The sequence below is a fragment of the Streptomyces sp. B15 genome (assembly GCF_018070605.1).
Taxonomy (GTDB): domain Bacteria; phylum Actinomycetota; class Actinomycetes; order Streptomycetales; family Streptomycetaceae; genus Streptomyces; species Streptomyces smyrnaeus.
In genome coordinates, this window is record NZ_JAGPXJ010000015.1 from 1 (window position 1) to 13,009 (window position 13,009).

General features: G+C 72.5%; 12 protein-coding genes and 1 pseudogene. 5 read left to right on the forward strand and 8 right to left on the reverse strand.

The genetic code is table 11. The features are described 5' to 3' along the window. Nucleotides 1–194 (forward strand): annotated as a pseudogene (locus tag KBY19_RS09695) (IS5/IS1182 family transposase); the annotation flags it as partial. A 32-nt stretch (nucleotides 195–226) separates the two neighbouring features. On the opposite strand, the gene KBY19_RS09700 reads toward KBY19_RS09695, so the two are convergent. From KBY19_RS09700 to KBY19_RS09710, 3 genes are all read right to left on the reverse strand, one after another. Next, a complete protein-coding gene (locus KBY19_RS09700; RefSeq protein ID WP_210965614.1) occupies nucleotides 227–652 on the reverse strand; it encodes a nuclear transport factor 2 family protein in 426 nt (141 codons plus the stop codon). A 144-nt stretch (nucleotides 653–796) separates the two neighbouring features. Then, entirely contained in the window at nucleotides 797–1,810 is a 1,014-nt protein-coding gene (locus tag KBY19_RS09705; RefSeq protein WP_210965615.1) for a GlxA family transcriptional regulator, read from the reverse strand. Nucleotides 1,811–1,854: 44 nt separating this feature from the next. After that, on the reverse strand, nucleotides 1,855–2,880 hold the full coding sequence (locus tag KBY19_RS09710) for a GlxA family transcriptional regulator (RefSeq protein ID WP_210965596.1): 1,026 nt from the start codon (nucleotides 2,878–2,880) through the stop codon (nucleotides 1,855–1,857). A gap of 71 nt (nucleotides 2,881–2,951) precedes the next feature. Here KBY19_RS09710 and KBY19_RS09715 point away from each other — a divergent pair, with 71 nt between their 5' ends. Together KBY19_RS09715 and KBY19_RS09720 are read left to right on the forward strand one after the other, a co-directional pair. Beyond that, a complete protein-coding gene (locus KBY19_RS09715) occupies nucleotides 2,952–4,304 on the forward strand; it encodes an MFS transporter (protein ID WP_307842685.1) in 1,353 nt (450 codons plus the stop codon). Nucleotides 4,305–4,377: 73 nt separating this feature from the next. After that, nucleotides 4,378–5,148, forward strand: coding sequence for an NAD(P)H-dependent oxidoreductase (locus KBY19_RS09720; protein ID WP_210965597.1), 771 nt, complete (start codon nucleotides 4,378–4,380; stop codon nucleotides 5,146–5,148). A gap of 33 nt (nucleotides 5,149–5,181) precedes the next feature. Here the strand turns inward: KBY19_RS09720 and KBY19_RS09725 are convergent, their stop codons facing one another. The 4 genes from KBY19_RS09725 to KBY19_RS09740 form a co-directional block, all read right to left on the reverse strand. Beyond that, nucleotides 5,182–5,847: a flavin reductase family protein gene (locus KBY19_RS09725; protein WP_099882041.1), complete on the reverse strand. Its 666-nt coding sequence runs from the start codon at nucleotides 5,845–5,847 to the stop codon at nucleotides 5,182–5,184. Between the two features lie 119 nt (nucleotides 5,848–5,966). Further along, on the reverse strand, nucleotides 5,967–6,812 hold the full coding sequence (locus KBY19_RS09730) for an enoyl-CoA hydratase/isomerase family protein (protein ID WP_210965598.1): 846 nt from the start codon (nucleotides 6,810–6,812) through the stop codon (nucleotides 5,967–5,969). A 118-nt stretch (nucleotides 6,813–6,930) separates the two neighbouring features. Beyond that, complete coding sequence (locus KBY19_RS09735) at nucleotides 6,931–9,183, reverse strand: acetate--CoA ligase family protein (RefSeq protein WP_185017297.1); 2,253 nt, start codon at nucleotides 9,181–9,183, stop codon at nucleotides 6,931–6,933. Nucleotides 9,184–9,344: 161 nt separating this feature from the next. Continuing rightward, complete coding sequence (locus tag KBY19_RS09740) at nucleotides 9,345–10,547, reverse strand: NAD(P)/FAD-dependent oxidoreductase (protein ID WP_210965616.1); 1,203 nt, start codon at nucleotides 10,545–10,547, stop codon at nucleotides 9,345–9,347. Between the two features lie 115 nt (nucleotides 10,548–10,662). On the opposite strand from KBY19_RS09740, the gene KBY19_RS09745 reads away from it, so the two are divergent. Both KBY19_RS09745 and KBY19_RS09750 read left to right on the forward strand, forming a co-directional pair. Further along, nucleotides 10,663–11,106 carry a Zn-ribbon domain-containing OB-fold protein gene (locus KBY19_RS09745; protein WP_099882035.1) on the forward strand — a complete coding sequence of 148 codons (444 nt, stop codon included), beginning with the start codon at nucleotides 10,663–10,665 and terminating at the stop codon, nucleotides 11,104–11,106. A 40-nt stretch (nucleotides 11,107–11,146) separates the two neighbouring features. Beyond that, nucleotides 11,147–11,635, forward strand: coding sequence for a GNAT family N-acetyltransferase (locus KBY19_RS09750; protein WP_099882033.1), 489 nt, complete (start codon nucleotides 11,147–11,149; stop codon nucleotides 11,633–11,635). Between the two features lie 27 nt (nucleotides 11,636–11,662). Here KBY19_RS09750 and KBY19_RS09755 read toward each other — a convergent pair whose 3' ends face one another. Beyond that, nucleotides 11,663–12,892 (reverse strand): acetyl-CoA acetyltransferase, encoded by a 1,230-nt coding sequence (locus KBY19_RS09755; RefSeq protein ID WP_099882031.1) that lies wholly within the window; start codon nucleotides 12,890–12,892, stop codon nucleotides 11,663–11,665. Between the last annotated feature and the right edge of the window lie 117 nt (nucleotides 12,893–13,009).

The window sequence follows — 13,009 nt, forward strand, 5'->3', positions numbered from 1 at the left end:
GCCTGCGCAAAGGCTCACGCGGTGGTCGACCGCCCGGCTTCGACGAAGACCGCTACAAGAAGCGCAACACCGTCGAACGGGCGATCAACAGGCTGAAGCAGTCCCGGGCAGTCGCCACCCGCTACGAGAAGCGCGGATACGTCTTCCTCGGCACCGCCACAGCAGCAGCCCTGTTCATCTGGCTCCGCACATGATCGACCGGACAAGTCCTAGGCGGCGAGCTCGATCAGGCCGCCGATGGAGTGCACGCTGACGCAATTGCCGCAGTGTCCCAGTAGAACGGACGGACTTCGGCGATCCGCCCGTCCCTGACGTTGATCGTTTGCAGGATGGGGAACACGACCTCCCGACCGGTGGCACGTGCGCGTGCGTGGATTCGGCTGAGTACGACCATCGTCGCGCCAGTGGCAAGGAATTCCTGGTCCGTGATGTCGAACGACTCCCAGACGCGGCTCATCTCGAGGAAGAACCGCTCCATGCCCGCGTGGCCGTGCCAGGTGCCGCCGTAGGGCAGCCCGGCGGCCTGGTGGAGGACGACATCGGGAGCGAAGAAGGGGGCGAGCGGGGCGAACGGCGCCGTCCCCGGACCGCCTGCGGCCAGATACTCCACCTCGGCCGCGTACATGCCGGTGAGCACCGCCTCCGGGTCCATCGGGGAGGAGACCGCCTGGTCCGGCGGCGGGGAAGAAGCGTGGTGTGTCATGCCGACAGCGTCGCTCGCGGGGCGGCGTAAAGGCTGGCGGTTGTCGGACGCCGCGCTCGGCGGCGCGGATCGGCCTGTCTGCCGTCCGTATCCCTATGCTGCCGCGCCCTGGGCCTCCGCGCGGAACGTGCGGCGGTAGGCGCGGGGGGAGACACCGAGGGCCGCCTGGAAGTGCTGGCGCAGGGAGGCCGGCGTACCGAAGCCGGCCTGGGCGGCGATGCGTTCAACGGGCAGATCCGTCTCCTCCAGCAGGTGGCGCGCCCGTTCGATGCGCTGCTGGTTGAGCCAGCGCAGCGGGGTGTCGCCGACCTCTTCGCGGAAGCGGCGGGTGAAGGTGCGGACGCTCATCGACTCGCGTTCGGCCAGCTCGCGCAGGGTCAGGGGGCGGTCGAGGTGGCGCAGGGCCCAGGCGCGGGCGGCCCCGGTGGAGGAGAGCCTGGGCTCGGGGACGGGGCGGCGGATGAACTGGGCCTGCCCGCCGTCGCGGTGCGGCGGTACGACAGTGCGCCGTGCCACCGCGTTGGCGACGGCCGCGCCGTGGTCCTCCCGCACGATGTGCAGACACAGGTCGATCCCGGCTGCCTCGCCCGCGGAGGTGAGGACGGCGCCCTCGTCCACGTAGAGCACGTCGGGGTCCAGCCGCACGGCCGGATACAGCGCGCGGAAGCTGTCGGTGGACATCCAGTGCGTCGTCGCCCGCTTGCCGTCCAGCAGTCCGGCGGCGGCCAGTACGAAGGCACCCGTGCAGATGGACGCGACCCGTGCGCCGGGACGGATCCGGGCGAGCGCCTGCCGGAGCGTTTCGGGCAGGGTGCCCTCGGTCTCCGTCTCGTCCGGCTCGTGGGTGGCCGGAACGACCACTGTGTCGGCCTCCGCCAGCGCCTCGGTGCCGTGGCCGACATGGATGGGGAAATCGGCGTCCGTGCGGACAGCTCCCGGATCGACGGCACAGGTGATCACCTCGTACAGCGGCTCTCCCTCCGGAGTCGCCGCGCGGCCGAACACCTGGTGCACCAGGCCGAGCTCCATCGGAATCACTCCGTGCCTGACCAGTACCGCGACCCGGTGCCGTCCTGGATGCACGAAAACCCTCGCCCTGCCGGCCATCTCCGACTCCTTCGTCCGCGCCGTCACCGACCCTCTTTCCGCGCTCATGCCGGCGTCCGTGGCGGGTCGCCGTTCGCCCCCGCCGCGCTGTCCGCGCGGAACGTACGGCGGTAGGCGCTCGGTGAGACACCCAGGACCGCCTGGAAGTGCATCCGCAGGGTCGACGCGGAGCCGAATCCGGCGCGGGCGGCGATCTGCTCGACGGACAGATCGCTCTCCTCCAGCAACTGGCGGACGCGTTCGATGCGCTGCTGGGTGAGCCACTGCTGAGGGCTCACCCCGACCTCTTCGCGGAAGCGGCGGGTGAAGGTGCGGACGCTCATCGACTCGCGTTCGGCCAGTTCGCGCAGGGTCAGGGGGCGGTCGAGGTGGCGCAGGGCCCAGGCGCGGGCGGCCCCGGTGGAGGAGCGGCTGGGCTCGGGGACGGGGCGGCGGATGAACTGGGCCTGCCCGCCGTCGCGGTGCGGCGGTACGACAGTGGTCCGGGCGACCGCGTTGGCGACGGCCGCGCCGTGGTCCCGGCGGATCATGTGCAGACACAGGTCGACGCCGGAGGCGATGCCCGCCGAGGTGAGGACGGACCCCTCGTCGACGTAGAGCACGTCCGAGTCGAGCCGGACGCTCGGGAAGAGGCGCTGGAAGCGCTCAGTGGCCCGCCAGTGGGTGGTGGCCCGTTTGCCGTCCAGCAGTCCGGCGGCGGCCAGTACGAAGGCGCCCGTGCAGATGGACGCGACCCGTGCGCCGGGACGGATGCGCGCGAAGGCGGCGCCGAGCCCGGGGCCCATGGCGCCCCGGTCGTAGGGTTCGTCCCGGTCGTGCGCGGCCGGGACGATCACGGTGTCCGCCTCGGCCAGCGCCTCGGTGCCGTGCTCCACGTTGACCGTGAAGTCGCCCTCCGTGCGGATCGCACCAGGTGTGACGGCGCAGGTGATGACCTCGTACAGCGGCTCGCCGGTGGCCGACCGGGCCCTGCCCATCAGGGCGTGCGGGATGCCCAGCTCGATCGGCAGCAGACCGTGCCGCACCAGGACGGCGACCCTGTGCAGCCCGGGGCGGGTGAAAACGGCCATGGCCCGATCCTCGCACATGGTGGCCTTCAAGCCACTCGCTCCGCCCGGCACCGCACCGCAGGATGATCCGCGTGACAGAGACCCTCTCCCCGCAGCCTTCCGGAAGGGACGGCGCGAGCTGCCAAGAGCCGCAGTCCGCCGAAGCGTCCTCCGCGACGGCGCGCCGGGCCGCACCGCGGGTGCACCGCGCCTGGTGGGTCGCCCTGGTGTGCTTCGTCGCGCTGGTGGGGGCGGCCGGCTTCCGGGCGACACCCAGCGTCTTCATCGAGCCGCTGCACCAGGAGTTCGGCTGGTCGCACGGCACCATCTCGCTCGCCGTCGGGCTGAACGTGCTGCTGTACGGACTCACCGCTCCGTTCGCCTCGGCACTGATGGAGCGCTACGGGATACGCCAGATCGTCACGGTGGCGCTGCTGTTGATCTCGGCGGGCAGCGGCCTGACCGTCTTCATGACCAGCGAGTGGCAACTGGTGCTCTGCTGGGGGCTGCTGGTGGGCATCGGCTCGGGCTCCATGGCGCTCGCTTTCGCCGCCACGGTGGCCAACCGTTGGTTCGTCGCCCGGCGCGGCCTGGTCAGCGGCATCCTGACGGCCGGCAGCGCCACCGGGCAGCTGGTCTTCCTCCCCCTGGTGGCGCTGCTGGTGGAGGGGCCCGGCTGGCGTACCGCCTCGCTGGTGGTGTGCTGCGCCGCGCTCGCCGTGGTGCCGCTGGTGGTGTGGCTGCTGCGGGACCGCCCCGAGGACGTGGGGCTGCGCCCGTACGGTGCGGGGGCGGACTACACGAGGCCCGAGGCGGATGTGACAGGCGCGCTGCGGCGCACTCTGTCGGTGCTGCGGGACGCCGCCCGTACCCGGGTCTTCTGGCTGCTGGCCGGAACTTTCGCGATCTGCGGCGCCTCCTCCAACGGACTGATGAGCACGCACTTCGTGCCCGCCGCGCACGACCACGGGATGGCCGTTCCCGTCGCCGCCTCCCTGCTGGCCGCCATCGGGGTGCTCGACCTGGTGGGCACGGTCTGTTCCGGCTGGCTGACCGACCGGTTCGACGCGCGGCGGCTGCTGGCCGTCTACTACGGGCTGCGCGGGCTGTCGCTGCTGGTGCTGCCGATGCTGTTCGCCGCGAGTGTGCAGCCGCCGATGCTCTTCTTCATCGTCTTCTACGGGCTCGACTGGGTGGCCACCGTGCCGCCCACGATGGCGCTGTGCCGGGAGCACTTCGGGACGGACGGTGCGGTCGTCTTCGGCTGGGTGCTCGCCTCGCACCAGGCCGGTGCCTCGCTGATCGCCTTCCTGGCGGGGCTCGTACGGGACGCCACGGGGACGTACGACCTGGCGTGGACCGGTACGGGGGTGCTGTGTGCGACGGCGGCACTGATGGCGCTGGTGGTGCGGCGCGGGGCACCGGACCCGGCCCGGCCGGAGTAGCTGGCCAGAATCTTGCACTAGTGGACCGTCCGGCCACTCGTTTCGCGGTCCGTTTGGGCACACGATCAGTGGCATGAAGACACTGTGGATTTTCGCCCACCCGGAAGCCCGTTCCCTCAACGCCGCACTGCGCGACACGGGGGTCGCCGCACTGCGGGAAGCCGGCCATCAGGTACGCGAGTCCGACCTGTACGCCATGAGCTGGAAGCCGGTCGTCGACGGTGCGGACTTCCCCGCCCGGGAGCGGCCCGAGGACCGGTTGCTGGTGGGGGACGCGCAGGAGCACGCGTACCGCACCGGGGGGCTCTCCGGGGACATCCGCGCCGAGCAGGAGAAGATCGAGTGGGCCGACACCCTGGTCTTCCACTTCCCGCTGTGGTGGTTCGGCCCGCCCGCCATCCTCAAGGGCTGGTTCGACCGGGTGCTGGTGCAGGGCTTCGCGTTCGGCGTGCAGGACGCGGAGGGCCGCACCCGCCGCTACGGGGACGGCGGTCTGGCGGGCAAGCGCGCCATGGTCGTCACCTCGGTCGGGGCCCGGCCCTCCAGCTTCGGCCCACGAGGCATCCACGGGTACGTCGAGGACGTGCTCTTCCCGGTGCACCACGGCACGTTCTGGTACACGGGCATGGCGGCGCTGCCGCCGTTCGTCGTCTACGGCGCCGACCGTTCGACGGAGGCCGACGTCAAGGAGCGCCAGGAGGAACTGCGCGAGCGGCTGCGCAATCTGGACGCACTCGCGCCGCTGCCCTTCCGGTACGAGGCGGGCGGCGACTACGACGCCGACCTGGTGCTGCGCCCCGAGCTCGCCCCCGGCCGCACGGGGCTGCAGGTGCACTCCGCGTGAGCGCGCCCCTGGGCGGACGGCCGGGGCCAGGCCTCAGCCCTCGGCGTCCATGGGCGTGAAGGTGCCCAGGCGCCCCCGGTGGAAGACCAACGGCTCGCGGTCGTCCTCGGCCGCTCCCAGCGCACGCACCCGGCCGACGACGATGAGGTGGTCGCCACCGGTGTGCACCGCGTGGATCTCGCAGTCGATCCACGCCGCCACGCCTTCCAGCAGTGGAGAGCCCGTGACCGGCGTCGGGCGGTAGGAGACCCCGGCGAACTTGTCGGCGCCGCTCACCGCGAAGGCACGGCACAGCTCGCCCTGGTCGGCCGCGAGTACGTTCACGCAGAAGACGCCCGCGCGGGCGATGCGGGGCCAGCTGGTGGAGGTGCGGCCCACCATGAACGAGACGAGGGGCGGCTCCAGCGAGAGGGAGGCGAAGGACTGACAGGCGAACCCGGCGGGGCTCGCCTCCGCCTCGGCCGCCGAAGCGGTCACCACCGTCACACCGGAGGCGAAGCCGCCCAGCACGCGCCGGAAGTGGGCCGGGTCGACGGGGGCGCGCTCGTTCTCGCGTACGGCGCGCAGGTCGGGCCGCGGAAGTGCGCCGGGCTCCGCCACCGGCCCGGTGCCGTGCCGTGCGTCCCGCCCGGTGCCCTCCGTGGCATGGGCGGACTGTGCGCCTGCGGCGCGCAGATAGCGCACCGCGGTGGCTGCCATTCCAGCGTGTCCCATCATGGATTCATTCCACCTGATGCCTCGTCAGATCGGAAGTATCGTTCGGTTCCTGTGCCGCCGTTCGCCCGCCCGTCGGCAACTCCAGCGTAACCACGGCGCAGCTACCGCCCCTCGAACTCCGGTGGGCGCCGCTCGACGAACGAGGCCACGCCCTCCCGTGCGTCCCGGGTGGTCATGTTGATCTCCTGCGCCCACGCCTCGGCGCAGAAGGCAGCCGCGCGGCCCTCGTCCAGGGAGGAGTTGACCAGCCGCTTGGTCAGCGCCAGGGCGCGGGTCGGCCCGGCCGCCAGCCGCTCGGCCCAGGCCCCCGCCGTCCTTTCCAGCGCCTCGGCGGGCACGACCCGGTTGACCAGGCCGAGCCGCTCGGCATCCGCGGCGGACAGCGCGTCCCCGAAGAACATCAGCTCCTTCGCCCGCTGCGGACCGATCAGCCTGGGCAGCAGATAGGCCCCGCCACCGTCCGGGACCAGTCCGCGGCGTACGAAGACCTCCGTGAACGACGCCTCTTCCGCGGCCAGTACGAGATCGCAGGCGAGCGCGAGGTGGCAGCCGAGCCCCGCCGCCGTGCCGTTGACGGCGGCGAGCACCGGTTTCTCGCAGTCCAGCACGGCCGCGACCAGCCGCTGCGCACCCCGTTCGAGGGTACGGGCCACATCACCCGCCACGCGCTCGCCGCCGGGGGTGCCCTTGAGGTCCGCGCCAGCGCAGAACCCGCGTCCCCGCCCGGTCAGCACCACGGCCCGCACCCCCGGATCCGCCGAGGCGTCGGCCAGCAGGGCGATGAGCCGCTCGCGCTGCTCCCAGGTGAGCGCGTTCCTCGCGTGCGGGCGGTCCAGGACGATCCACGAGACGGCGTTGTCAGTGGCCTGGGCTACAACTTTTTCCAGGGACTCGTCCGGGGCCGCGAGCGGTTTCTCGGCGGACGTGTCACGGGGGAAGGACGGCACGATGCAGCTCCGATCAGCGATGCGGCTGCGTTCAGGGACGCGGTTTCGTTCAGCGACGTGGTTTCGCTCAGCGACGCGGCTTCGTTCAGCGCGGTGGCGGCGCCGGTGCGCGGCGGGGTCAGCGGCAGACCGCCAGCGCGTCGAGTGCCACCGCGCCCTGCCCGCGCTCCAGGACGACCAGCGGATTGATGTCCAGCTCCGCCAGCCCACCACCGTTCCCCGAGCCGTTCGCGGCCAGCTCCAGCGCCATCCGCTGCACCCGCAGCACGACCTCCACCAGCGCGTCGGTGTCGGCGGGCGGCCTGCCGCGTACGCCGTGCAGCAGCGCAGCACCCCGCAGTTCGCCGAGCATCGCGCGCGCCTGGTCCTCGCCGAACGGCGGGACCCGCACGGCGACGTCCCGCAGCACCTCGATCAGGACGCCGCCCAGCCCCACCGTCACCGTCGGCCCGAACAGCTCGTCCTGCGTGATACCGACGGCCATCTCCACGCCCGGGTCGACCAGCTGGCACACCAGCACGCCCTCCAGCTCGATGCCCTCGGCGCGGGCGATCTCCGTCAGCTCGCGGTAGGTGTCCCGTACCTGGCTGGCGGAGGTCAGCCCGAGGCGGACGAGACCGTATTCGCTCTTGTGCGCCAGCTGTGGCGCCGATGCCTTCATGACGACCGGGTAGCCGACCTGTGCCGCCGCGCGTACCGCGCCTGCCGCGCTGGTGCACAGCTGCTCGCGCGGCACACGGATCCCGTAGGCGCGCAGCAGTTGCTTGCCCGCGTGCTCGCTCAGCTGCCGGCCCGGGTGCAGCAGCGCCCGCGCCTTGCGCAGCGAGGGGGAGGGGGTGCGGGGCGCCTCGTCGAAGGGGGAGCGGTAGGCGCGGCTGAAGCGGTGGTGGTCGAGGTAGGCGCGGACGGCCCGCACGCAGTTGCCGAACGTACGGAAGGTCACCACCCGCGAGGAGCCCAGCAGGGTGTGCCGGTAGGCGTCCTCGGTGCCGACGGGAGAGCCCCATACGACACAGACCAGCTTGTCCGTCTCCTCGGCCGCGGCCACCAGGTCGCGGGCCAGTTTGTCGCTCATCGGGGGGAAGGGCCCGGTGATGGGGCAGATGAGAACGCCGACGTCCGGGTCGGCCAGTATCGCGTCGATGATCTTGCGGCCGCGCCAGTCGCCCACCGGGTGGCCGCCGTTGTCGACGGGGTTGGCGACGGAGAGGTATTCCGGGATCCACTGGTGCAGTTCGCCCTGCTTCCGCGCCGGGAGAGTCGGCAGGCTCAGCCCCTCGGCGGTGGCCAGGTCGGCGAAGTGGGCACCGGTGCCGCCGGATATGGCGTAGACGGCCACTCCCTCGGCCCGCGGTGGCCTGGCGCGGGCCAGCAGTGTGGCGGTGTCCTGCAGCTCGTCCAGCCCGGCGACGCGGATGACGCCGAACTGCCGCATCGCCGCGTCGACCGTGGCGTCCGCTCCGGTCAGCTTCCCGGTGTGCGAGGCGGCGGTACGCGCACCGGCCCGGGTGCGGCCCACCTTCACGGCGACGACGGGGACGCCGTTGCGTGCCGCACGGTCGGCCGCCAGCAGAAAGCCCCGGCCGTCCTTGAGCCCTTCCACATACGCGGCGACGGCCCCGACCTCGGGCAGGGTGGCGAAGTAGGAGAGGAAGTCGGCCGTCTCCAGATCCGCCTCGTTGCCGGTCGGCGCCCAGTGCGAGAGCCGGATGCCCAGCTCCTGCAACGCGAACAGCGGGCGCCCCTGGTGGCCCGACTGTGTGATCAGGGCGATGGCGGGCCCGTCGAGATCGTCGCGGAAGCGCTCGAAGGCGTTGAGGTTGGTGTTCGGCCCCAGCAGCCGGACCCCGGAGCGTGCGGCGGCCTCGGCGAGCCTGGTCTGCGCCGCCGCGCCCTCCTCGCCCGTCTCGGCGAAGCCGGAGGCGAAGGCGACGGCGAACCTGGTCTTGGTGTCGGCGAGCTGCTGGACGACCGGCAGCGGGTCCGCGACGAGCAGTACGGCCACGTCCACCGGCTCGGGCAGTGCGGCGACGGTAGGGGCACAGGGCAGTCCGAAGACCTCGCGACGGCTGGGGTGCACGGGGTGCAGCCGCGCGCCGACCCGGTCGGCCCAGGCCAGTAATTGGCGTGTGATGCCCGTGTTGGCCCGCCCCTCGGTGTCCGAAGCGCCGACGACGGCCACGGCCTCCGGGCGGAAGAACCGGTCCAGGTCGGGCACCGGTGCGTGCAGCGGACGCCCGCTGACGTCGAGTTCGACGGCGGTGTCGTCGGCCCTGCCGTGCACGGTGCCGCCGCCGGCCCGCTCGCCGCAGGCCAGCACCCGGGCGGAGCGAGGGGTCATGGTGAGGGTCCCGTGAGTCGATCCGAGCATCTTCTCTCGCCCACTCCCGTGTGGTGGCCTACCTGGGGCTGGCGCCTCGCAGGAACTGACGCTCTGTCAGATTACTGAATTGACGGGGCGTCAGGAACCCTGCGGCGGGCCCGGATCGCCGCCCGGGTAAGGCGGAGCGGTCGTGCTGCCGCGTGTCCGGCTCAGCCCGCCGAGCGGGCCACCGCCCTGGCTGTCCGCCGGGCTTCGAGGGCGAGTTCGCGGAGACCGCCGCTGAGGGGGTTGGAGAATCCGGTGAAGAAGAGGCCGGGTGCGGCGGGATGGGTGCGGCGACCGTGCACGCGGGGCACGCCCCGGGAGTCGAGCACGCCCAGATGGCCGACCAGGTCCTCCAGGCCGCGTCGGTACCCGGTCGCGGCGATGACCACCTCGGGGGACACCGTTTCCCCGTCCGTCAGCCGCACCTTGCCGTCCTCGAACGAGGCGACGGCGGCCACCGGTTCGACCTTCCCCTGCCGGACCGCTTCCACCAGCCCCGCGTCCAGCACCGGGATGGCGCCCTCGCGTGCCCGTGTGTACAGGCCGGCGTCGGGGCGCGGCAGCCCGTAGGGGGCCAGGTCGGGGACGGACAGCTTGGTCAGCTGCGCCGCCATCCGGTCCACCAGCCGCACCGGCAGCCTCCGGCACAGAATCGCGCTGCGCTGCGAGGGCCAGCCCAGGGTGGAGCGGCGCAGGATGTGCGGGGGTGTCCGGACGGCGAGGCGGACGCGCCCGGCGCCGCCCTCCGCCAGATCCGCGGCGATCTCCGCGCCGGTGTTCCCCGCGCCCACCACGAGTACGTCGCGGCCCGCGTAGGGGGCGGGGGAGCGGTAGCGGGAGGCGTGCAGCAGTTCGCCGGTGAAACCGTCACGACCGGGCCAGTCGGGCAGGTACGGGGTGTGGTTGTAGCCGGTGGCCACGACCACGGCGGGTGCGAGCAGCCGCCGCCCCCCGTTGGCGTGCAGCACCCATCGCGCGCCCTGCGCCTCGTACGCACCCGGCGAGCCCTGTGCTCCCTCCGGACCCGGTGCGCCCTCCTCGTCCTCGGCCCGCTCCAGCCGGTGCACCTCGACGCCGGTGGCCACCTCGATGCGGTGGTGTGCCGCGTACTGCTCCAGGTAGCGCACCAGGTCGGCCCGGCGGACCCAGCGTCCGTAGGCGCGGGGGATGGGCAGGCCGGGCAGCGAGGAGTGGACCCGGGCGGTGTGCAGCCGTAGCCGGTCGTAGTGGCTGCGCCAGGAGGAGCCGACCGCGTCGGTCCGCTCCAGTACGACGGCGCTGATACCGCGCTCCCGCAGGGCCGCGGCCGTGGCCAGTCCTCCCGGACCGGCCCCGACGATGTGGACAGGTGTGCCGCTGTCGGACATGGGCATGACGACAATCCTAGGTCGGCGCACCGGCTCTTGCGGGCGTACGCGGAAGCGCCTACAACTGACGAGACGTCAGGTCTGGTCGGTCTGGTCCGGCCCAGTGAGGGGGCCCATGAGTGGAGCGTCGGCACAGCAGCGGTTCGATCTGCCCGACATCGACGCCTTCACCGCCCCGTACTGGCAGGCGGCGGCCGAGGGGCGGCTGCTGGTGCGCCGCTGTCACGCGGCAGGCTGCGGCGCCGCGCACCACTACCCGCGCGAGTTCTGCCCGTACTGCTGGAGCGAGGACGTCGGCTGGGAGGAGGCCGGCGGGCGGGCGACGCTCTACACCTGGTCCGTCGTCCACCGCAACGATCTGCCGCCGTTCGGGGCGCGCGTCCCGTATGTCGCCGCCGTGGTGGAGCTCGCGGAAGGACCGCGCATGATGACGGAGATCACCGACTGTCCGTCCGAGGAGCTACGGGTGGGGATGGAGCTGCGGGTCGCGTTCCGGGCGGAGGGCGGCCGGAGCGCCCAGGAGCCGGTCGTTCCGGTCTTCCGGCCCGCCCCGCGATAGTCGCTGGCGGTACGGGGCCGGTGTCGCGCATGCTGGGCCTGTGCAGATCCGAACAGCCACCGAGTCCGACTGGCCCGCCGTCTGGCCCTTCTTCCGGCGCATCGTCGAAGCGGGGGAGACCTACACCTACCCCCGCGACATGGCCGAGCCCGCCGCCCGCCGGACCTGGATGCTGCCACCGCCCGGCCGCACCGTCGTGGCCGTGGACGACGACGGCACCGTACTGGGCTCGGCGAAGATGAACCCGAACCACATGGGTGGCGCCTCGCACATCGCCGGGGCGAGCTTCATGGTCGACCCGGACCGCAGCGGCAAGGGCGTCGGCCGGGCCCTGGGCGCGCACGTGCTGGAGTGGGCGAAGCGGGAGGGCTACCGGGCGATGCAGTTCAACGCTGTCGTGGAGACCAACACGGGCGCCGTCGCGCTGTGGAAATCGCTCGGCTTCGAGATCGTCGCCACGTTGGAGGAGGGCTTCCAGCACCCGAAGCACGGATACGTGGGGCTGCACATCATGTACCAGCGGTTCTGACCGCCCTGGGCGTAACGCCCTCACCCCTCACCCGCGTCCCAGCACCACCGTGCCCGACGAGCAGAACCAGCCGCCCGTCCCCGAGGCGACGGCCAGTTCGGGCAGTGTGCCGTCCCGTCGGCGGACCTGCCGCCCCTCGCCGGCCTCGCCGCGCAGCTGGCGTACCGCCTCGACAAGCAGGAACAGGCCCCGCATCCCCGGATGGCAGGCGGACAGGCCGCCGCCGTCGGTGTTCACCGGCAGTGCGCCGTCCCGCAGCAGCCGCCCGTCCTGGACGAACGCGCCGCCCTCGCCCTTGGCGCAGAAGCCGAGATCCTCCAGCGTCACCAAGGTCATGTAGGTGAAGGCGTCGTAGATCTGCGCCAGGTCGATGTCGTGCGGGGTGACACCGGCGCGTGCGAAGGCCGTACGCCCGGAGACGGCCGCGGGTGAGACGGTGAAGTCCTCCCACTCGGACATCGTCGTATGGGAGACCGCCGTGCCCGAGCCGAGGATCCACACCGGCTCGGTGGCCAGGTCCGCCACCCGGTCCTCGGCCACCAGCAGTACGGCACAGCCGCCGTCCGAGCGGATGCAGCAGTGCAACTTGGTGAAGGGGTCGGCGATCATCGGCCCGGACAGCACGTCGCCCACGGTGATCGGCTCCCGGTGGAAGGCTTCCGGGTTCGCCGCGGCGTTGGCGCGGGCCTGTACGGCGACCTGGGCGAGCTGCTCAAGAGTGGTGCCGTACTGGTGCATGTGCCGACGGGCCGCCATCGCGTACTTCGCGATGAGCGTGTGCCCGTACGGCACCTCGAACTGGAGGGGGCCGCGCGCTCCGAAGGACAGGTTGGCGGTGCGGCGGCGGGCCTTGAGGTCGGCGCGTGGGGTCGCGCCGTAGACGAGCAGCACGGTGTCGGCCCGGCCCTGCGCGATGGCGTCGGCCGCGTGTGCGGCCATCACTTCCCAGGTGGCCCCGCCGACGGAGGTCGAGTCGACCCAGGTGGGGCGCAGTCCCAGATATTCGGCGACCTCCACCGGTGCCAGGGTGCCCAGACCGGCGGAGGCGAGCCCGTCCACCTGGGAGCGGTCGCACCCGGCGTCGGCCAGGGCGCGGCGCGCTGCCCGCGCGTGCAGCGCGTACGGCGTCGCCGCGTCCGCGCGGGCCGTCTCCGCGCTCGCCGGGTCCGTCGTCGCGACGTCGCAGAGTGCCACCCCGGCGACCGCGACGCGGCGGCCGGTGTGGTGCGGACCACGGGCGGAAGCGGCGACCGGCATAGAACTGACGGTACATCAGTTCTGCTCGGTGAGGCAGAGTGCACGGGTCTGGGCTTCCCGCGCCGCCATCCTTAATATGACGCTCCGTCAGCTTGCTGCGCTGTGCCGCGCCATGGC